A 19,370-nucleotide genomic window follows, 5' to 3' on the forward strand; every position below is an offset into this window, starting at 1 on the left:
TCGGGGAACGGCGCGCTTCCGGTGCGGAAGCCATGCCGGAAGCGCGCCGGAACGGATTCAGCTCCGGAGGAAGGCCAGCAGGTCGGCGTTGAAGCGGTCGGCATGCGTCGCCGTCAGGCCGTGCGGCGCGCCGGGGTAGTAGATCTCCGTGGCGCCGCGGATGAGGCGCGCCGACTTCCGCGCCGAATCCCGGACGGGCACGATCTGATCGTCCTCGCCGTGCAGGACGAGCGTGGGCACGTCGAACTTCCGCAGATCTTCGGAAAAATCCGTCTCGGAGAAGGCCTTCACGCAGTCGTAGGCGTTCAGCGCGCCCGCCTGCATGCTCCAGAGCCAGAACTGGTCGAGCGTGCCCTGCGGGACCTCGGCGCCCGGCCGGTTCGCGCCGTAGAAGGCGACCGCCAGCTCCCGGTAGAATTGCGAGCGGTTGCCCGCGACGCCGGCGCGGATCCGGTCGAAGACCTCCATCGGCAGGCCTTCCGGATTGGCCGGGGTCTGCAGCATGAGCGGCGGCACGGCGGCGACCAGCACGGCCTTCTTCACGCGCCGCGTGCCGTGACGCCCGATATAGCGCGCGACCTCGCCGCCGCCGGTGGAATGGCCGACCAGCACCGCGTCCCGGAGGTCGAGCGCCTCGATCACGGCGGCGAGGTCGTCCGCATAGCCGTCCATGTCGTTGCGCGTGGACACCTGGCTGGAGCGGCCGTGGCCGCGCCGGTCGACGGCGACGCAGCGATAGCCGTTCTTCATGAGGAAGAGCATCTGCCCGTCCCAGGCGTCGGAGTTCAGCGGCCAGCCATGGGAGAAGGTGACGACCGGGCCGGTGCCCCAGTCCTTGTAGAAGATCTCGGCGCCGTCGCGGATGGTGACGGTGCCCGTCCGCCGGGGCGCGTGGGCCGCCGCGGAAGCCGGCCGTCCCGCCGGCTGGGCTGCGGCGGGCGCCGGCGCGGCCATGGCGGCGCCGGCGCCGATGCCGGTGAACAGGAGGGCCCGGCGCACGGTCTCGGCGGAAGGAATCGGGGTGTCGGTCATCGTCGTATCCTGCTGGGTGCTTGAGGGGCTTAGAGGTCGGTGACGCGCGCGGGCTCCGCGGAGGCCAGCGCCGCGGCGCGCTCGGCGCGCGGCGGGTAGATCCACACCGTGTTGATCTCGTGCTTCAGCTTCTTCGCCTCGGCGCCGGCGAGCTCGACCTTGCGGTCCCAGCCGCGGGTGAAGACGGCACCCGCCGCTCCGAGGTCGAGGCAGGTGACGTAGGCCTTCTGGTGATAGGCCGTCGTCGGCACGCCCAGCAGCTCGGCCGCCGCGTTGTTGCCGGCGAAGGCGCCCATCCGCGTGGCGTGCTGGCACGACATCAGCGCGAAGTTGCCGAGGTCGTCGCAGGCGGCCTTCGCCGCGTCGCCCGTCGCGAGCACGCCCGCCACGCCGGGAACGCGCAGGTCCCGGTCGACGAGCAGGCGGCCGAAATTGTCGCGCTCGGCCGGGATCTGTGCGGTCAGCGGCGCGGCGCGCATGCCGGCCGCCCAGATCACGGTCCCGCTCTCGATGCGCAACCCGTTGCCGAGCGTGACGCCGCCCTTGTCCACCGACGCCACGCCGGTGCCGAGCTGCGTCTCGATCCCGAGCTCCTTCAGCGCGCCCTCGATGATGGGGCGCGGGCCGGCGCCCATGTCGGGCGCGACCGCGCCGTTGCGCTCGACGATCACGACGCGCGGCCGGGCGTCCTGGCCGAGGACGGCGCGGAGCCGCGCGGGCATCTCGGTCGCGACCTCGATGCCCGTGAAGCCGCCGCCGGCCACGACGACGGTGTTCCGCGCATCGGAGTCCGGCCGGTCGGCCAGGCCCTGCAGGTGGCGGTCGAGCGCGATGGCGTCCTCCAGCCTGTCGACGCTGAAGGCGTGTTCCGCGAGGCCCGGGATGCTCGGGCGGAACAGCTCGCTGCCCGTCGCCAGCACCAGCCGGTCATAGGCCATCGCGTGCGGACGGCCTTCGGCGGGGATGACCTCGACCGAGCGGGCCTGCGTGTCGATCTTCTCGACGCGGCCCTGCACGTAGAGGACGTCGATGGCCTTCAGGACCTCGCCGAGCGGCGCGGTGAGCGTCTCGGGATTCGGCTCGTAGAGGCGCGGCCGGATCACGAGCGTCGGCGACGGCGCCACCAGCGCGATCTGCAGCTCTGCGGGCGGGACGCCCTGCGCGCCGCGCAGGCGCGCGGCGGACAGCGCCGCGTACATTCCCGCGAAGCCGGCGCCGATGATGATGATTCGCTGTTGCATGACTGAGCCTTCCGTCCGTTGCGGTGGCACCCGCTTCCGGTTCCCGCTCGGGCGCCCGGGGGCGTGTCGCCTGGGCGGAGAATGGCCGGCTTCGGCAGGCGGCCGATATTGTCCGGCCGGGTAGGTTGGCCTCGCCAATGGCTCGATGAGCCTGGCTCCCGGGCGATGGGGACATCGATGCGGTGCGGCGCGGAGGCTCGGCCCGGCGGGATTCGCGACGGGCCGCTCCCGAAAGCGGAGGTGTGCCTGCGCATTCGCTCGAAGGGGCTGGCCGGACGCACCGGCCTGGACGCTGCGGCATGCGGTCATGCCCGCGCATGCCGATCGCCGGGCGTGGATTGTCGTGGGGAAGACCGGAAGCCGTCCTGCCGCCGGGCGGCAGGACGAGCCTGAACGCCTCAGCCCGCGGCGCGCCGGCGCGAAGGCGCGGCGGGCAGCGAGATCCGGAAGCAGGCGCCGCCCTCGGGATGGTTCGAGGCTTCGATGCTGCCGCCATGGGCGCCGATGATGGAGTGGCAGACGGCGAGGCCGATCCCCATGCCTTCGGGCTTCGTCGTGAAGAAGCTCTCGAAGACGCGGTCCAGATCGGGGGCGGGAATGCCCGGCCCGTTGTCGCGGATGGAGAGGCTCAGCGCGCCCCCGGCACCGGTCCCGATGCAGATCCGGATGCGGCGCTCGGGAGGATCCGCCTGGCAGATGGCCTGGATGCCGTTGACGATCAGGTTGACGACGACCTGCTGCAGCTGGATCCGGTCCCCGAGGACCATCGGGCGCGCGGGATCGGCCGCGATGGTCAGCTCGATGTGCTTCGACTCGATGTCGTGATGCACGAAGAGCAGCGCTTCCTCGACGACATCCCTGGCGTCGAGCGGAATCCGTTCCCGTTCCCCGCTCTGCGCCATCGAGCGGACGTGCTGGATGATGTCGCTCGCGCGCCGCGCGCTCGAGATGATCCGGCCCGTCAGCTGCTGGATCTTCTCGGTGTTGACGGGCTCGCGGGAGAGCCATCGCAGGCTGGTCTCCGCATTCGTCACGATGGCCGCGAGCGGCTGCTTCACCTCGTGCGCGATGGAGGTGGCCAGCTCCCCGAGCGTCGAGAGCCGGGCCGCATGGGCATGGTCGGCCTGGTGCTGCCGGAGCTGGGCCTCGGTGCGCAGCCGCTCGGTGATGTCCTCGATGGTGATGAAGGTGGTGTCCTGCTGCTCGGGCGGCATCGGATAGGTGGCGCAGATCAGGACGTCGCGGAGCTGGCCGTCGAAGGTGAGGATCCTGGCCTGCTCGGTGTGGTTCCGCTTGCCCTGGAAATGCGCGACCATCACCCGCTTGGCGGCCTCGGGCGTGGCGGCGAAGAGGTAGCGGACCGGCCCGATGAGCTCGGCCGCCTGGCGGGTGCGGAACAGGCCGACCGCCTCGCGGTTCACCTCCGTGACGCGCACGATGTCCTTTCCGAGCTCGACCAGCTCCGGATGCTGATCGAGGAAAGCCACGATATCCGTCACTCCGTCGCTCTTGAGGCGGTCGAAGATCTCCCCCGCCGCGCGGGCGTCGACCTGCAGCAGGGCCGTCGGCATGTAGTGGATGAGCTTGCGGTAGCGCTCCTCGCTGGCCTGCAGCTCCCAGGCCGTCCGGTCGTCCACGGCGGTGCCGCGGACCATGAGGAACACGGTGTCCTTGCGGCCGCGGGCGAAGGAGCGCCATGCCGTCAGCGAGGCCTCCCGCAGGGGACAGGAACTGCCCGTCACGCGCCTCTGGATGATCTCCGAAGGCTTCCGGGCCGCGACGTCGAGGAGAAGCCCGGCGAGGTCGCCCTGGCTCTCCCCCGGCCAGAACTTCGCCACCGGTTGGCCGGCCATGTCCTCGCGGCCGACATTGCCGCCGAACAGGCGGGCCGCCCTTTCGTTCACGTCGACGATGCGCGTCGCCGCCAGCAGCTCCTCGAAGGCGGCCTGCCGGTGCTCGGGGCCGGGATCGGCCGTCAGGCGCGCGCCGGAGGTGTCGAGCTCCCAGCAGGCCGCCCCGCTGCTGTGCGGCTCGGCGAGCGTGCGCGCATCGGCTTCCGCGACGCCGATGGCGCCGCTCCGCCCGTACTCGACGATATCGACCGGCAGCGCGGCATGGTCGTGGCGGACCACCCGCCGGACGGAGGCCGTGACCTGCGTTCCCATCGACGTGCAGCGGCGGACCGGCCCGTGCCAGTGGCCTTCGCGCAGCAGCTGGCGCCGGTGCTCCGCCTCCAGCGAGGCGCTCGGCGAGAACTCGTCGATCCCCCGGCCCAGCGTCGCCATGGCGGGCCAGCCGTAGAGGGACTCGGAGGCGGGATTCCAGTAGCGGATGACGCCGTCCAGGTCGCAGACGATCACGCTGTCGGAGACGAGATCCGCCAGCTCCCCGCCGGCGGCCGGAAGGATGCTGCGATCGACCGCCGTAAGACGCTTCTCCACCATGCTGCGGCACCCTCCTGATGCGCATCGCCTCGACCATCTCCGAGGCGAGCGACCTGTTTCCGAGTTGAGCTTCCGACCCGCGCTTCGCTGGCATGGCCGGCAGGGGCGACCCCTGCCGGGGATCAGGCTCCGCCGACCGTCCCCCCGCCGCAGTCGAAGCCGATCGCCTTCAGATGGCGGATCAGCTCGTCGCTCATGATCGGCTTCGTCAGGCAGGCCATCGCGCCGCCGTCGATGACGGCGCGATGGACGGCGGGCTCCGTGGAGGAGGTGATCACGATGACCGGCATCGACGGAGCGAGCGCCTTCATTCTCCGCAGAAGCTCCAGGCCGCCCATGCCCGGCATCCGGAGGTCGGTGACGAGGCAGTCGAACAGGTCGGGGAGATAGGCGGCCAGGAACGCTTCAGCCTGCGGGAACGGGCGACTCGCGAGACCGACCACCAGCAGGAGATCGGAGAGCGCCTCGCGGACAGCTGCGTCGTCGTCGACGACCGCGACAAGCGGGGAATGGCACAAGCAGAGGGTCCTCGTTGACGTCGCCCGATCGGATGGCGTGCCGCGGTTCCGGCCGGAACGGCGCTGCTGTCCGGCCATGCCATGGGTCAGGCGGCTTCGTCTGGGCGCACGGTCGCGGGAACGGCTTCCCAGGCGCGGATCAGGTCGCCGATCGAGTTGGCCTTCATCTTCCGCATCACGTTGCTGCGATGGAGCTTCACGGTGACGTCGCTGATGCCGAGGTCGAAGGCGATCTGCTTGTTGAGCTTGCCCAGCACCAGCTGGCGCAGCACCTGGTGCTCGCGCGAGGTGAGGGTCCTGAGGCGCTCGGCGTGCTGTTCGGAGATCCGCGCGGAGGCCCGCTGGGCGACATCCGTCTCGATTCCGAGGGTCACGGCATCGAGCAGGGCCTGGTCCCGGTGGGGCTTCGTCAGGAAGTCGATGGCCCCCGCCTTCATGGCTTGCACCGTCATCGGGATGTCGCCATGGGCGGTGAGGAAGACGATCGGCTTCATGCTGCCCGTCAGGGCGAGATGGCGCTGGAGATCGAGGCCGCTCAGCCCGGGCATGCGGACGTCCAGGATCAGGCAGCCCGGCCTGTCCGGCAGCTCGGCGGCCAGCAGGTCCCGGGTGGAGGAGAAGCAGATCGTGTCGAGGCCGACGGAGAACATCAGCTCCTCCAGGGCCAGCCGCATCTCCGGATCGTCATCCACGATGGTCACCAGCGGTTGCTCAGCGGCGAGCTCCGCCGCCTTCGCCCCGGATTGCGGCACGAGGCTGACGGGCGGGCGCGCTCCGGAGGCCCTGGCATGGGCCCTCCGCAGGTCGAGGGGCGACGGCGCCGCCTCGGCCGTCCGGCGCCAGGCCTGCCCGCCGCCTGCCGGCCCCGGGCGCGCGCCATGGGGCCGCCCGGGGCCGTGCGCCGGCGGGCTGGCGCCTGGCTCGACGGCACCTCCCGCGCGCGGGGTTGCACCTGTTGACGGGTTCGGGATCACGACAGGCCTCCTTGCTGGCCGTCCGACCCTATAGGGTGGACATTTGCCCAGGTCCTTCGTGATCTTCCTAATAGTTGCTAAGGGCATGGGAAGCTTGGCTTTCGGGCCGGCCTCCCTTGGCGGACGGAAGCGGCCGGCGGCTCAGCGCTCCGGAACCCCGATCAGGCGCAGGCCGCGGTAGAGGCGCTGATGCCCGGCCAGGTAGTCGGGATGGTCGGAGAAGACCTGCGCGCGCAGGTGCTCGATCGTGAGGCGGAAGCCCCCCATGGCCTCGCACCAGGAGTCGAGGGTGCTGCGCGCCTCCGGGATCCGGCCGGCATGGGCCTGCGCGCTGGCGAGGAAGCTCGAGGGATAGATCAGGCTGGGCGAGAGGTCCGTGGCCCGCATGAAATGCGGGATCGAGAGCTCGTCCCGCTCGTGCCAGAAATCATGCAGGCCCAGCCAGAGGTGCCAGAGCCCGGCGCCGCGGTTCCGCGGGCTGAGGGCGATCGCATGCCGGACCGGCCCCGGCATCGCGTCCACATCGCCGGCCAGGAAGGCGACATGGCCGGCATAGGCCTGCGCCTCGGGATCGCAGGGATCGAGCGACAGGGCGCGGTCGAGGGCGAGCAGCGACTCGCCGAACCGCCGCTGCCAGAGCCTCACATAGCCGCGGCAGAACCAGGCCTTCGGCCAGTCGGGAGCCCGTGCGACCGCCTGCGTCGCCATGTCGTCGGCCAGGCGGAGATCGGCGCGGCTCGAGTTGCTCCCCAGGGAGCGAAGCTGGGTGGTGACCCGGATGTTGTCCGCGACGATCGCATAGGCCGATCCCGCCAGGGCGGGCGCATGCGACGGATCGGCGAGGAGCGCGCGGTCGAACCACTGCCGGGCCTCGGCGAGGTCCTGGGGAAACACCAGCCCGCGGTTGAGCGCGCTCCAGCCGCGCAGGGCGCCGTAGCGGGCATCGGCGGTGGGCAGCGCCTCCCCGGGAGGGCCCTGCGCGGCCTCGCGATCGATCAGCTCCGTGACCACCGCGTGGATCAGGCGGCCCGCGATCTCGTTCTCCATCGAGCTCAGGCCGATGTGGCGGTGCTCGAGCCTGTCGGCCCAGACGATCGATCCGCTGGAGGCGTCGTCGACCATGGAAATGACCTCGACGGCATCGCCCTTCGGCCGGATCGAGGTCCGGAGGACGTAGCGCGCCCTGCGGTCCGGCGGGGAGGCCCGGCCTCGGGCGGAGGATACGTCCGCATCGAGGCCGCCGGCGGGCATGCCGACCACGAGCGCGTCATGCACCCGGGACAGCTGCACCATGAGGTGCCGCTCGACCTCCTGCGCCAGCGAGCGGGTGGTCTCGTCATTCGGCGGGCTCTGGACCGGCGAGACCAGGACGGAGATGCGCCGCATGTCCGGTCCGGCGCCGGGGCGGGCCGTCGATGCGCCGGGCAGGCTGTCCCGCTCGGTCTGCGCGATCTCGACGGGCGTGACGAAGCGGTAGCCCCGGCCATGCTCGGTCCGGATATGGCTGTCGGCCTCGCCGCCGTCGCGCAGCACGCGGCGAAGCGCGGCCATGTGCACGGTCAGGTTGTTCTCGGCCACGATCCGGTTGCCCCAGCCGGCGTGCAGCAGCTCGTCCTTGGTCACGAGCGCGCCCGCGCGCCTCAGCAGGAGCAGCAGGAGCTCCGTCGCGCGGGAGCTGAGCAGGACGAGCTCGCCGTGCTTCTCCAGGCGGCGGCTGAGGGAGTGGAACACGAAAGGTCCGAAGGCGTAGCTTTCTGCCTCCATGAAGAAGTTCCGTCCGTCGGGTCACATCGGGGCAATCCATAGCAGCGGCGGCTCGCTCCAGCCACAGCGCCGAATCTGTGCCTCAGCGCGTCGTCCGATCGGCGGAGAATGAATGCGCGGCCCTGCCGGGATGCAGGGCGTCGCCGCGCCCTATTCCACCGAGACCCCGTACTCCCGGATGATGCCGCCCAGCCGCGCGCGATCGCGGCGGACGATGGCGTCGAAGGCCTTGGGCGTGCTGGGCGCCAGCTCCGGCTCGGGGACTCTTTCCAGGGCGGCGAGCACGTTCGGCGCGGCCATCGACGCCACGAAGGCCGCATTGAGGCGATCCACGATGGGCCGGGGGACTTCGCTGCTCGCGAAGGTGCCGTTCCAGTACACCATTCCCATCTCGGGGAAGCCCGCCTCCGCGACGGTCGGCACGTCCGGCAGGATCCCGAGGCGTTGCGGCGCGGTGGTCGCGAGGATGCGCAGCTTGCCTTCCCGCGCGGAGCCGAGCACGGGGATCAGCGGCCCCATGAGCATGGGGACCCGCCTCGTGAACATGTCGACGGCGCCGAGCGTCTCCGAACGGTAGACGGCCGCGTCGTGGTGCAGGCGTCAGGCGGCGATAGGCGCAACACGACCATGCCGGCCGCTGCGGGCGGAGGGGGCCAATCGAGGAACCTGTCCTGTGGTCGTTTTGCCCATCCGCGGCGCCGCGGTCTGTCCGTAAGGCGCGCAGCGCCCCCCGGGATCTCCGGCGGGGCGCTTTGCATGGACGCGCGAAAGGTCGTGACGCGCGCACAGGAAGACCGGGGCAGGGGGCCAACGCCTCGCCGGGCAGAGGCCCTCGCTCAGCGCAGCACGGCGATCTCGTTGCGGCGGATCAGCTCGAAATCGATCGCCGCGCCGAGGCCGGGCCTGTCCGGCGCGCGCACCATGCCGTCGGCGCCGATCTCGATCTCCTCCAGCATCCCGTATTTCTGCGCGGCCTCCGGCAGCAGCACCTCGAAGAACTCGGTGTTCGGGATGCACATGGCGAGGTGCAGGTTGGCGAGGTTGTTCAGCGAATTCCCGCCATGGTGGATCTCGTAGTTCATGCGGAAGGCCTGGGCCAGATGCGCCGTCTTCAGGCAGGTGGTCAGCCCGCCCTTCACCGTCACATCGCCGCGCAGGTAGTCGGTCGCGTGGTTCATCAGCCACACCGGATAGCTCTCGAGCCCGGTCATCGGATACTCGGTCGCCATGATGGGGATGCGCAGCGTCTGGCGCAGCTTGACGTAGTTGTAGACGTCCTGGTCGTGCAGCGGGTCCTCGTACCAGTAGAAGCCCATCTCCTCGATCGCGCGGCCGACGCGCAGCGCGGTCGGGAAATCGTAGCCCCAGGTGGAATCGAGCATGACGCGGAACTCGTCGCCCACGGCTTGGCGCACCGCCGCGCAGGCCGCGATGTCGTCCTTCAGCCGCTGCGGCGGATGGATCTTGTAGGCGGCCCAGCCGGCCTCCTTGATGCGCACCGCTTCCTCGGCATAGGCGGAGGCCGAAGGCAGCACGGCGGAGCTCGCATAGGCCGGGATCGCGTCGCGCACCTTGCCGATCAGCTTCCACACCGGCACGCCGAGCGCCTTGCCGGCGATGTCCCACAGCGCGATGTCGATGGCGCCGACCGCCCGCGTCGTGGTCTGCCGGATGCGGCTCCAGAGCCTCAGATTCAGCTTTTCGCGCGCGAAGGGATCCTCGCCCAGCATCATCGGCTTCAGCGTGCGGATCAGGGAGGCCGCCTCGCTGTCCGCGCCATTCGTCGCGCTGCCGAGGAAGGCATGGCCGGTCACGCCCTCGTCGGTCTCGATGGCGAGCAGGCCCATCTTCGTCTCGCCGCCGCCTGCCGCATGCGCGCCATAGGAAATGACGGGCAGGTCCTTCCAGGCGAAGAGGGTGAGCGTGATGTCGGTGATCTTCATCGCGCTCAGCCCTGTGCCGTGCGGCGGGGCGCGCGGAGCGTGCGGGTGGTCATGGTCTCGTTTCCTCCTTCCGACGCGCGCTTCTGACGGGCGGCGTCGCCGGCCGACGATGCCCAGCCTCTTGAAGGGCTGTCAAATTGGCACTACCAATCTGGAGGGACCAATTTGGACGGCCAGCCAATGGCGCCAGGCGACACGGCACGCGCTGCGATCTCGGGAGGGTTCGGCCGCGAGGACGAGCGGTCCGATCTGGTCGCGCGCCTCCTGACCTTCGTGGCGGAGCGGCGCCTGACCTCGGGCGAGCGCCTGCCTTCGGAACGCGAGCTCGCCGAGCGCTTCGATGTCGGCCGCAACGCGGTGCGCGAGGCGATCGCGGTGCTCGAGACCGTCCGCATGGTCGAGCGCCGGCCGAATTCCGGCATCTACCTCCGCGCCATGGATCGCGACGGCAGCCTCGACGCGCTCGTGCTGCGCGCCGATCTCGGCGTCCCGCTGGATGAAAGCGAGGTTTCCGAGCTGATCGAGCTGCGCCGGATCCTCGAGGTGCAGGGCACCGAGCTCGCCGGGCTGCGCCGCCGGGAGGAGGACCTGGCGCGCATCGATGCCGCGCTGGATGCGGGGCGCCGCACGGTCGCGGCGGACGGGAACTTCGCGGCCTGCGACGCGGACTTCCACCTCGCCGTCGCCGCGGCCACGCGCAACAGCGTGCTGCGCCGCGTCGTCAATTCCTTCTACCTGCTCTCGCGGACGCGCCGCTGGCACTACTTCGCCGATGGCCGCCGCGCGCCGGAAGCCCAGCGCCAGCACGAGGCCATGGCGGCGGCGATCCGCGCCGGCGACGGCACCGCCGCCGCGGGGCTGATGCGAGCCCATCTGCAATCGGCCGAGGCCTATTGGCACGAGCTGCTGCAGCAACGAATGCCCGGAGGAAAAGCGGCTTCATGAAGGTCACGTCCATCACCTGCCACCTGCTGCAATCGAAGGTGGACAGGCCCTTCGTCTCGGCGCGCGGCTGGCGCTACGCCACCCGCTCCTCCTGCGTCGTCGAGATCGCGACCGATGAGGGCATCACCGGCTGGGGCGAATGCTACGGCCCCGCCGCGGTGAACAAGGCGCTGATCGAGACGCAATACGCCCCGCGCGTCGTGGGCCGCGACCCCTTCGACGTGGAGGTGGTCTGGGAGGATCTGTACAACCGCATCAAGGACTACGGCGCGCAGGGCTTCGCCATCACCGCGCTGTCGGGCATCGACATCGCGCTGTGGGACATCATGGGCCGGGCGGTCGGCAAGCCGATCCACAAGCTGATCGGCGGAGCGCATCGCACGGAGGTAATGGCCTATGCGACCGGCCTCTACTTCATCGACATGGACCGCCTGGTCGAGGAAGCGGTCGAGGAGGCGGTCGGCTACGCGGAACAGGGCTTCCGCGCCGTCAAGATGAAGATCGGCCTCGGCGATCCGGCCCTGGACTTCCGCCGCGTGAAGGCGGTGCGCGATGCGATCGGGCCCGAGGTGAAGCTCGCCGTGGATGCGAACCACTGCTTCACCGTGCCGCAGGCCATCCGGCTGGGGCGGATGATGGAGCCGCTGGACCTGATGTGGTTCGAGGAGCCGATCAGCCCCGAGGATCACGACGGCTATGTCGAGGTCACGCGCGCGCTCGACATGGCGGTGGCCGGCGGCGAGAACGACTTCACCCGCTGGGGCTTCCGCGACATCGTCGCGCGCAAGGCGATGGATATCGTGCAGCCCGATCTCTGCGCGGCGGGCGGCATCAGCGAATGCCGCAAGATCGCGACGCTCGCCTCGGCCCATGGCGTCGAATGCGTGCCGCATGCCTGGGGCAGCGCGATCGGGCTGGCGGCGACGGTGCAGTTCCTCGCCGCGCTGCCCGACATGCCGCCGGCCTTCCGGCCCATCCCGCCCATGCTGGAATTCGAGCAGACGCCGAACCCGCTGCGCGACGACCTGGCGCAGGACCCGATCCGGCAGGTGAAGGGCATCGTCCGCGTGCCGGACGGCCCTGGCCTCGGCATCGAGGTGGATCGCGACGTGCTCGCGCGCTGGAAGGTGGGCTGAACGATGCGCGTCGCCCTGACCGATCCCGTCGAGCCCATCGCCGAGCAGATCCTGCAGGAGGCCGGGCATGAGATCCTGCGCCTCGCCGGCAGCGGCCCCGATGCGCTGCGCGCGCTGTGCCGCGATGCGGATGCCGTGATCGTGCGGCAGAAGCTGCCCGACGACCTGCTGGACCACGCGCCGCGCCTGCTTGCCGCCGTGCGCCACGGCGTCGGCGTGGACCTGATCCCGGTCGAATCCTGCACCGCGCATGGCGTGCTGGTCGCCAACGTGCCCGGCGCCAATGCGGATGCGGTGGCGGAATTCCTCGTCGCGCAGATGCTGGCCGCGGCACGGCATGTCGAGGCGATGCACGCCGATCACCTCGCCAGGGGATGGGGCCCGGCGCGCGGCCGCTCCGCCACCGCGACCGAGTTGCGCGGCAAGACGCTCGGCATTCTCGGCGTGGGCGATATCGGCTCGCGGCTCGCACGCATCGCCGCGCTGGGCTTCGGCATGCGCGTGCTGGGGCATCGCCGCAATCCGGCCGGCCTGCCGGGACACATCGCCTACGCGCCGCTGCCGGAGCTGTTCGCCGGGAGCGACTACGTCGCCCTCGCCTGTCCCCTGACGCCCGAGACGCGCGGCATCGTGGACGCGGCGATGCTGGGCCGCATGAAGCCGACCGCCTGGCTGCTGAACGTCGCGCGCGGAGCCGTCGTGCAGGAGGCACCGCTGGTCGAGGCCTTGCGCGAAGGCCGCATCGGCGGCGCGGCGCTGGATGTCTATTGGGCACAGCCGCTGGCGACCGATCACCCTCTGCGCGGCCTGCCCAACGTCATCCTGACGCCCCACGCGGCCGGGCTGTCGACGGAAAGCGCCGCGGAGATCAGCCGCATCTCCGCCGGGGACACCGTCCGCATCCTGGCCGGCATGCACCCGGCGAACCTCTTCAACCCCGAGGCCTGGGAGGCGTCCCGCGCCCGTCGCCGCACCCTTGGCCACAACACGCCCGCGGAGAGCGCCGCCCCATGAAGATCACCCGCGTCCAGGGCACCTGGTGCCATGTGCCGATCCCGTATGAGCGGCAGCATGTCAGCGACTTCGGCCGCGTGACCTCCTTCGATTCCGTCATCGTGCGCATCGAGACGGACCAGGGCATCACCGGCTGGGGCGAGGCCAAGGCCGGCGTCGGCAGCGCGGCCGCCTGCGCGGGCCTCGCCGCCATCGTCAACCTGGACTACGCGCCGCTGCTGGTGGGGCAGGATCCGCGCGACATCTCGCGCCTGTGGGACGTGATGTACAACACGCCGCGCGAAGGATACGCGGTGGCCGAAGGCCATGTTCTGCCGCAGCTCGGCCGTCGGGGGCTGTCCATCTCCGCCATTGCCGGCGTGGACGTCGCGCTGTGGGACATCCTCGGCAAGTCGCTCGGCGTGCCGGTGTGGCGGCTGCTCGGCGGCAGGCGGGCGGAGCGGATGCCGGCCTATGCCTCCGGCGGCTGGGCCGACGAGGCGAATATCGGCGCGCAGCTCCAGGGCTATTGCGACAAGGCGGGCTTCCGCGCGGTGAAGATGCGCATCGGCATCATGGACGGATCGCCGGCGCGGTCCGCCGCGCGGGTGCGCGCGGCGCGGCGTGCGCTCGGCCCCGATGTGAAGCTGATGGCGGATGCGCACGGCACCTGGACGGTCGCCGAGGCCAAGGCCTTCTGCCGCATGGTCGAGGACCAGGACCTCTTCTGGTTCGAGGAGCCGGTGAGCGCCGACGACAAGCAGGGCCTGGCCGAGGTGCGCCGCAGCAGCGCCGTGCCGATCAGCACAGGGGAGAGCGAGTTCACGCGCCACGACTTCCGCGAGATCGCCGAGCTGCGGGGCGCCGACGTGCTGCAGCCCGACCTGGCCATCGCCGGCGGCCTCACCGAGGGCATGCGCATCGGCGCCATCGCCAGCGCCTTCAACCTGCGCCTCGCGCCGCATCTGTGGTCGGGCGCGCCGGCCTTCGCCGCGGGGCTGCACCTCGCCGCGACGCAGTCGGCGGGGTTCATCCTGGAATACTCGCTCGGCCACAACCCGATGCTGCACGATCTGATCGAGGAGGACTTCCCGGTCGAGGACGGCATGGTCGCGATCCCCGATCGCCCCGGCCTCGGCATCACGTTGCGGGAGGCGTTCCTCGAGCGCTATGGCCGAACGGCCTGACGACACCCGCCCAGGGAGGGCGGCAAGATAAGGGAGGACGACCATGACAAGAACAGCCATCCGCGCCCTGGGTGCCATCGCCGTTGCTGCGATGGGCCTGTCTGCCGGCATACCGGCCGCCACGGCCCAGGAGAGCTTCCTCCGCCGCGAAGTGCGCTTCCTGAACGCCTTCCCGCCCGGAGGCACGTCGGACCTGCTGGGCCGGATCCTGGCTGACCAGCTGTCGCAGCAGATCGGCCAGCGCGTGATCGTCGAGAACCGCACCGGCGCGGCCGGCGTGATCGCGACGCAGGAGACGGCGCGCTCGGCGCCCGACGGGTACACGATCCTGCTGGGCTCGATGGGCATCATGGCGATCACGCCGCAGCTGCAGCAGGTGCCCTACGACGTGGACAACGACCTGACGCCGATCGTCAACGTCGCATCGGTCTACAACATCCTGGTGGCCAATCCGAACGGCGAGATCCGCACCTGGCAGGACCTTGCGCGCATCGGACGGGAACGCCCGCGGAGCCTGCGCTGCGCGACGGTCGGGCCGGGCTCGAGCCAGCAGCTCTCCTGCGTGCTGTTCATGTCGCTGACCGGCGCGCAGTTCGAGCAGGTGCCCTATCGCGGCGGTGCGCCGGCCATCCTCGACATCGTCGCGGGGCGCGTCGACGTGATGTTCGGCAACATGCCGGAATACATGGGGCAGATCCGCGGCGGCGGGCTGCGCGCCATTGCCTACGGCGCCGCCGAGGCCTCGCCCCTGATGCCGGACCTGCCTGTCATTTCGCAGCAGGGCCTGCCGCAATTCGTCATCCACAACTGGTTCGGCGTCGTCGGACCGGGCCGCATGCCGGCCGAGCTGACGGCGCGCTGGAACGAGGAGATCAACAAGGCGATGCAGGCGCCCGACGTCCAGCGCCGCTTCGTCGAGAACGGCCTGCAGCGGCTGGGCGGCTCGCAACAGGATTTCCTGCGCCAGATCGCCGCCGACCGGGCGAAGTGGGGCGAGGTCGTCCGGGGACACAACATCCGCGCGGAGTAGCCGGCCGTGGCGGGGCTCGCCGGCACGGCGGAGATGGCTGACGGGCTCGCGGCGGTGCTATTCGCATCCTCTGCGGCAAGGAATCGACCGCCCTCCATGAAGCTGAACCAGCTGGAATACTTCGTCGTCCTGGCCGAGGAGCTGCACTTCGGGCGTGCGGCCGACCGGCTTCATCGCTCCCAGCCGCCGCTGAGCCGCCAGATCCGCATGCTGGAAGAGGAGCTCGGCGTCGCCCTCTTCACGCGCAACGCACAGCGCGTCTCGCTCACCGAGGCGGGCGAGACCTTCCTTCGCGAGGTCCGGCCGCTTCTCGTGCGGCTGCGCCAGGCGGCCGTCGCCGCGCAGCGCACGGCGCGAGGCGAGCTCGGCCACATGGCGGTCGGCGTCACCGGATCGGCCATGTTCGGCATCGTCCCGAACATCCTGCGGCTCTTCCGGCGCCGCTTCCCCGGCGTCTCGCTGGAGCTGCGGCAAAGCCCCAAGGGCGAGCAGATCCAGGCGCTGCGGGAGCGCCGCCTGAACATCGGCTTCGTCCGCTCGCTCACCCAGGACGAGGAGCTCGACCACGACCTCGTGCTCGAGGAGCCGCTGGTCGTGGCGCTGAGCCGGGAGAACCCGCTGGCGGCGCGGCCCGCCCTGCGGCTGCAGGATCTCTCGGAGCAGGGCTTCGTCCTCTACCGGGGCCAGTCCTCCCCCAGCATCGCCGACCAGATCATCCATTTCTGCCAGCAATGCGGCTTCAGCCCGCGCATCGTCCAGGAGGCCGAGGACATGCAGTCCGCCACGGCCCTCGCCGCGATCGACATGGGCGTGACGCTCGTGGCGGCCTCGCTCCAGCAGATGCAGCTGCGCGATCTGGTCTATCGCCCCCTTCGCGGCGAGGGCCCGCAGCCCACCACCCGCCTCTATGCGGCGTTCCGGCGGGACGACCCGTCGCCCGCCCTCGCGGCCTTCCGGCGGGTCTGCGCGGAGGAAGCCTCCCGGGACGCCCTGCCTACTGGGCCTGAAGCCCCAGCCGCTGCACCAGCGCCGTCCAGGTCACGCGGTCGCGCGCGATGATGGCGCCGAGTGCCGCGGCATCGCCCGGCATCGGCTCGCAGCGGATGGCGGCGAAGCGCTCGCGCAGCTCCGGCTGCTTCAGCGCCTCGCCCACGGCCGCGCCCACCTTGCGCATCCCCTCCTCGGGCATGCTGCGCGGGGCGAGCATCGCGTACCACCAGTCCACGGCGTAGTCGGGCACGGCCACCTCGGCGATCGTCGGCAGCTCCGGCTGCAGGCTGCTGCGCCGGGCCGTGGTGACGGCGAGTGCGCGCAGCGAGCCTGCCGCCAGGTGCGGCGAGACCGAGGTGGCGCTGTCGAACATCGCATCCAGCCGCCCCGCGATCAGGTCCGTCACGGAAGGCCCGCTGCCGCGATAGGGCACATGCGTCATGTCGATCCCCGCCTGCGCGCAGAACAGCGCGGCGCAGAGGTGCAGCGAGGTGCCCGAGCCGGCCGATCCATAGGTCAGGCTCCCCGGCCGCTGCCGCGCCGCGGCGATGAGCTCCGGCACGCTGCGGTAGGGCGAGGCGGCGGGCACCACGAGGATATTGGCCACCGTGCCCACCGGCGCGACCGGCGCGAAATCCGCGTAGGCGTCATAGGGCAGCCGCCGGTTCAGCGCCGGCAGCAGGACGTGGGTGAGCGCGGTCATCAGCAGCGTGTGCCCGTCGCGGGACTGCGCCGCCGCCTCCGTTCCCGGCACGCCGCCCGCGCCCGAACGGTTCTCCACGACCACGGGCTGGCCGATGGCCCGTTCGACCGCCGGCGCGACCAGCCGCGACATGGCGTCGATCGCGCCGCCGGGCGGGAAGGGGACGATGATCCGCACGCCCCGGTCCGGCCAGGACTGGGCCCGCGCGGGAAGGGGCGTGGCCGGCAGCGCCGCGCCGGCCGCCAGGAGCCCGCGCCGTGACCAGTGTGATCCGCTTGTTCTGTTCATTCTGTTTCCTCCTCCGCGGCGCTTCAGCCCGCGCGGACCACGAGCGCATCCACTGCCATGCCGCCGTCCGCGCCCAGGATCACCGGATTGACGTCGATCTCTGCGATGTCGGCCGCGAGGTCGGCGATCAGCTCCGACAGCCGCGCGACCAGGGCGCAGAAGCCGTCGACGTCGCAGGGCGGGTTGCCGCGCAGACCGTCGAGGACGCGCCGCATCCGTAGCCCATCCAGCGCGTGCCGGACCTCGGCCGGCGTCACCGGCGCGAGGCGCACGGCGACGTCGCCCATCACCTCCACCAGCGTCCCGCCGAAGCCGAAGACCACGAGCGGCCCGAATTGCGGATCCTGCCGCGCGCCCACGATCATCTCGACGCCCGGCGGCACCATCCGCTGCACGACGACGCCCGAGACGCCCGGCTGGCCGTCCACCGCGCGCCGGATGGCGTCATGGGCCTCGCCGACCGATTCCTCGTCGCGCAGGTTCAGCCGCACGCCGCCGATATCGGACTTGTGCCGGATCTCGGCCGCCTCGACCTTGGCGACGACGGGAAAGCCGATTTCCCGCGCCGCCGCCATCGCCTCCTCGCGCGTCGCGCAGAGGCGCTCGCCCACGACGGGGATGCCGTAGAGCGCGAGCAGCGCCTTCGACTCCCGCTCGGTCAGCGACGCCCTGGGAGGATGCGCCAGCAGCAGGTCGCGCGCGGGACCTGCCGCGGCATCGGGCCGCCGGTCCCGCGGGCGTGCCTCCAGGATCGGACGCATCCGCGCCTGCCCGAACCAGAGCGCATAGGCCTTCATGCAGCGGTCCAGCGAGCGGAAGACGGAGAGCGTCGTGCTGGCGTCGTAGACATGCGCGCCGGGGCCCTCATACCACTCGTTCATCCAGACGAGCGTCAGCGGCCGGTCCAGCTCGCCGGCCAGGGCGTTCATCCCGTGGGCGCGCGTCACGGCGGCCTGGCCATGGGCGGAGGGCATCAGCACCGCCACGCTGGCGAAGCCGGGATCGGCCGCGAAGCGCCGGACGCATTCGGCGTACATCGCCTCGTCGCGGATCGATTCCGCCGTGATGTCGGCGGGATTGGCGATGGTGGCGAAGTCCGGCAGCCGCTCGCGCAGCGCCGCGACGGTCGCCGCGGCCGGCTGCGGCATGGCGATGCCGTGCCGTTCCGCCTTGTCCGCGGCCATGACGACCGAGCCGCCGGAGCCGGACAGGATGCCGACCCCGCGGCCGGACGGCCGCCCGGCGCGCGAGAAGAAGACCGCCGTCTCCAGCAGCCCCTCGAACTCCTCCACCTGGATCACGCCGGTGCGCTCGAAGACCGCGCGATAGGTCGCGGCGTCCCCCGCCAGCATGCCCGAATGCGACATCGCGGCGCGGCTACCCGCCGCGGTCACGCCGACCTTGTAGGCGACGACCGGCTTGCCCGCGCGGAAGGCGCGGTCGAAGGCCTCGAGCAGGCGCGGCCCGTCGGGCACGCTCTCGAAGAGGCAGGCGATGGCCCTGGTGTCCGCGTCCTCGACCAGGAAGTTGACGAGGTCCGCCATGTCGACGTCGCTGGAATTGCCCGTCGAGATCAGGCGGCTGAAGCCCACGCCGCGGTGCATCGCCTGGAAGACGACATAGCCGAGCGCGCCGCTCTGCCCGACGAGGCCGATGCCGCCCGGGACCATCGGCAGGTCGCGCACGCTCGGCAGGATGTTGCAGGCGGCCCCGGAGCGGACCGTCACGATGCCCGTGCAGTTCGGGCCGAGGACGCGCAGCCCCGTCTCCGCGGCCACGCCGGCGATGCGCTGCTGCATCGCGATGCCCTCCGGCGTGCCGATCTCCGCGAAGCCCGAGGAGAAGACGATCGCGCTGGGAATGCCGAGAGCCGCCGCCTCGCGGAGCACGCCCTCGACCCGCGCGCCGGGCACGGCGATGCCCACGCAGTCGGGACGCTGCGGCAGCTCGCCGAGGCTGCGATGGCACGGCAGCTCGCCGATCGCGTCGTATTGCGGATTCACCGGGAGAATACGGCCGGAGTAGTGGCGAACGAGATTCGCCAGGACATTGCCGCCGAAGGAACCGGGTCGGGGCGAGGCACCGACGATGGCGATGCTGCGGGGGTCGAGCAGCGGGGCGAGCGATGACGCCTCGTAGAGGCCGCGGACGGGCAGGGGCTGCGGGATCGCGCTGTCCACGG

At 71.3% G+C, this 19,370-nt stretch carries 16 protein-coding genes; 6 read left to right on the forward strand and 10 right to left on the reverse strand.

The window, feature by feature from the left end; all coding sequences use genetic code 11:
* Window positions 1-57 precede the first annotated feature (57 nt).
* From AC1ROY_RS08820 to AC1ROY_RS08855, 8 genes are all read right to left on the reverse strand, one after another.
* On the reverse strand, window positions 58-1,032 hold the full coding sequence (locus AC1ROY_RS08820; protein ID WP_493148426.1) for an alpha/beta fold hydrolase: 975 nt from the start codon (window positions 1,030-1,032) through the stop codon (window positions 58-60).
* Between the two features lie 29 nt (window positions 1,033-1,061).
* On the reverse strand, window positions 1,062-2,273 hold the full coding sequence (locus AC1ROY_RS08825) for an NAD(P)/FAD-dependent oxidoreductase (RefSeq protein ID WP_493148427.1): 1,212 nt from the start codon (window positions 2,271-2,273) through the stop codon (window positions 1,062-1,064).
* A 398-nt stretch (window positions 2,274-2,671) separates the two neighbouring features.
* Complete coding sequence (locus tag AC1ROY_RS08830; protein WP_493148428.1) at window positions 2,672-4,717, reverse strand: PAS domain-containing sensor histidine kinase; 2,046 nt, start codon at window positions 4,715-4,717, stop codon at window positions 2,672-2,674.
* Window positions 4,718-4,839: 122 nt separating this feature from the next.
* Window positions 4,840-5,313 carry a response regulator transcription factor gene (locus AC1ROY_RS08835; protein ID WP_493148429.1) on the reverse strand — a complete coding sequence of 158 codons (474 nt, stop codon included), beginning with the start codon at window positions 5,311-5,313 and terminating at the stop codon, window positions 4,840-4,842.
* A gap of 8 nt (window positions 5,314-5,321) precedes the next feature.
* The gene (locus AC1ROY_RS08840) at window positions 5,322-5,936 is read right to left on the reverse strand and encodes a response regulator transcription factor (protein ID WP_493148430.1); all 615 of its coding nucleotides are present in this window, start codon (window positions 5,934-5,936) and stop codon (window positions 5,322-5,324) included.
* Window positions 5,937-6,350: 414 nt separating this feature from the next.
* Entirely contained in the window at window positions 6,351-7,973 is a 1,623-nt protein-coding gene (locus tag AC1ROY_RS08845; RefSeq protein WP_493148431.1) for a winged helix-turn-helix domain-containing protein, read from the reverse strand.
* A 150-nt stretch (window positions 7,974-8,123) separates the two neighbouring features.
* The gene (locus AC1ROY_RS08850) at window positions 8,124-8,570 is read right to left on the reverse strand and encodes a tripartite tricarboxylate transporter substrate-binding protein (RefSeq protein WP_493149013.1); all 447 of its coding nucleotides are present in this window, start codon (window positions 8,568-8,570) and stop codon (window positions 8,124-8,126) included.
* Between the two features lie 239 nt (window positions 8,571-8,809).
* Window positions 8,810-9,916, reverse strand: coding sequence for an enolase C-terminal domain-like protein (locus AC1ROY_RS08855; RefSeq protein ID WP_493148432.1), 1,107 nt, complete (start codon window positions 9,914-9,916; stop codon window positions 8,810-8,812).
* Window positions 9,917-10,081: 165 nt separating this feature from the next.
* Here AC1ROY_RS08855 and AC1ROY_RS08860 point away from each other — a divergent pair, with 165 nt between their 5' ends.
* The 6 genes from AC1ROY_RS08860 (at window position 10,082) to AC1ROY_RS08885 (ending at window position 16,266) form a co-directional block, all read left to right on the forward strand.
* A complete protein-coding gene (locus tag AC1ROY_RS08860) occupies window positions 10,082-10,861 on the forward strand; it encodes a FadR/GntR family transcriptional regulator (RefSeq protein WP_493148433.1) in 780 nt (259 codons plus the stop codon).
* Entirely contained in the window at window positions 10,858-11,997 is a 1,140-nt protein-coding gene (locus tag AC1ROY_RS08865; RefSeq protein ID WP_493148434.1) for a mandelate racemase/muconate lactonizing enzyme family protein, read from the forward strand. Before AC1ROY_RS08860 ends, AC1ROY_RS08865 begins: the two co-directional genes overlap by 4 nt.
* 3 nt (window positions 11,998-12,000) lie before the next feature.
* Complete coding sequence (locus AC1ROY_RS08870) at window positions 12,001-13,011, forward strand: hydroxyacid dehydrogenase (RefSeq protein ID WP_493148435.1); 1,011 nt, start codon at window positions 12,001-12,003, stop codon at window positions 13,009-13,011.
* Window positions 13,008-14,177: a mandelate racemase/muconate lactonizing enzyme family protein gene (locus tag AC1ROY_RS08875; protein WP_493148436.1), complete on the forward strand. Its 1,170-nt coding sequence runs from the start codon at window positions 13,008-13,010 to the stop codon at window positions 14,175-14,177. The genes AC1ROY_RS08870 and AC1ROY_RS08875 overlap by 4 nt, the downstream gene beginning before the upstream one ends.
* A 43-nt stretch (window positions 14,178-14,220) precedes the next feature.
* Window positions 14,221-15,207: a Bug family tripartite tricarboxylate transporter substrate binding protein gene (locus AC1ROY_RS08880; protein WP_493148437.1), complete on the forward strand. Its 987-nt coding sequence runs from the start codon at window positions 14,221-14,223 to the stop codon at window positions 15,205-15,207.
* 96 nt (window positions 15,208-15,303) lie between these two features.
* The gene (locus tag AC1ROY_RS08885; protein WP_493148438.1) at window positions 15,304-16,266 is read left to right on the forward strand and encodes a LysR family transcriptional regulator; all 963 of its coding nucleotides are present in this window, start codon (window positions 15,304-15,306) and stop codon (window positions 16,264-16,266) included.
* Here the strand turns inward: AC1ROY_RS08885 and AC1ROY_RS08890 are convergent.
* Window positions 16,202-17,188, reverse strand: a complete 987-nt coding sequence (locus AC1ROY_RS08890; RefSeq protein WP_493148439.1) for a Bug family tripartite tricarboxylate transporter substrate binding protein — start codon at window positions 17,186-17,188, stop codon at window positions 16,202-16,204. The two genes, AC1ROY_RS08885 and AC1ROY_RS08890, sit on opposite strands and share 65 nt — an antisense overlap.
* Window positions 17,189-17,211: 23 nt before the next feature.
* Complete coding sequence (locus tag AC1ROY_RS08895; RefSeq protein WP_493148440.1) at window positions 17,212-19,368, reverse strand: acetate--CoA ligase family protein; 2,157 nt, start codon at window positions 19,366-19,368, stop codon at window positions 17,212-17,214.
* Between the last annotated feature and the right edge of the window lie 2 nt (window positions 19,369-19,370).

The organism is Roseococcus sp. GW821-FHT12F05 (assembly GCF_058806835.1).

What these genes read in the sequence shown, in the direction of transcription:
- AC1ROY_RS08890 (WP_493148439.1), bottom strand. Translation starts at nt 17,188, where the DNA reads ATGAACAGAACAAGCGGATCACACTGGTCACGGCGCGGGCTCCTGGCG.
- AC1ROY_RS08865 (WP_493148434.1), top strand. Translation starts at nt 10,858, where the DNA reads ATGAAGGTCACGTCCATCACCTGCCACCTGCTGCAATCGAAGGTGGAC.
- AC1ROY_RS08875 (WP_493148436.1), top strand. Translation starts at nt 13,008, where the DNA reads ATGAAGATCACCCGCGTCCAGGGCACCTGGTGCCATGTGCCGATCCCG.
- AC1ROY_RS08870 (WP_493148435.1), top strand. Translation starts at nt 12,001, where the DNA reads ATGCGCGTCGCCCTGACCGATCCCGTCGAGCCCATCGCCGAGCAGATC.
- AC1ROY_RS08845 (WP_493148431.1), bottom strand. Translation starts at nt 7,973, where the DNA reads ATGGAGGCAGAAAGCTACGCCTTCGGACCTTTCGTGTTCCACTCCCTC.
- AC1ROY_RS08885 (WP_493148438.1), top strand. Translation starts at nt 15,304, where the DNA reads ATGAAGCTGAACCAGCTGGAATACTTCGTCGTCCTGGCCGAGGAGCTG.
- AC1ROY_RS08880 (WP_493148437.1), top strand. Translation starts at nt 14,221, where the DNA reads ATGACAAGAACAGCCATCCGCGCCCTGGGTGCCATCGCCGTTGCTGCG.
- AC1ROY_RS08825 (WP_493148427.1), bottom strand. Translation starts at nt 2,273, where the DNA reads ATGCAACAGCGAATCATCATCATCGGCGCCGGCTTCGCGGGAATGTAC.
- AC1ROY_RS08835 (WP_493148429.1), bottom strand. Translation starts at nt 5,313, where the DNA reads ATGGCCGGACAGCAGCGCCGTTCCGGCCGGAACCGCGGCACGCCATCC.
- AC1ROY_RS08830 (WP_493148428.1), bottom strand. Translation starts at nt 4,717, where the DNA reads ATGGTGGAGAAGCGTCTTACGGCGGTCGATCGCAGCATCCTTCCGGCC.
- AC1ROY_RS08820 (WP_493148426.1), bottom strand. Translation starts at nt 1,032, where the DNA reads ATGACCGACACCCCGATTCCTTCCGCCGAGACCGTGCGCCGGGCCCTC.
- AC1ROY_RS08855 (WP_493148432.1), bottom strand. Translation starts at nt 9,916, where the DNA reads ATGAAGATCACCGACATCACGCTCACCCTCTTCGCCTGGAAGGACCTG.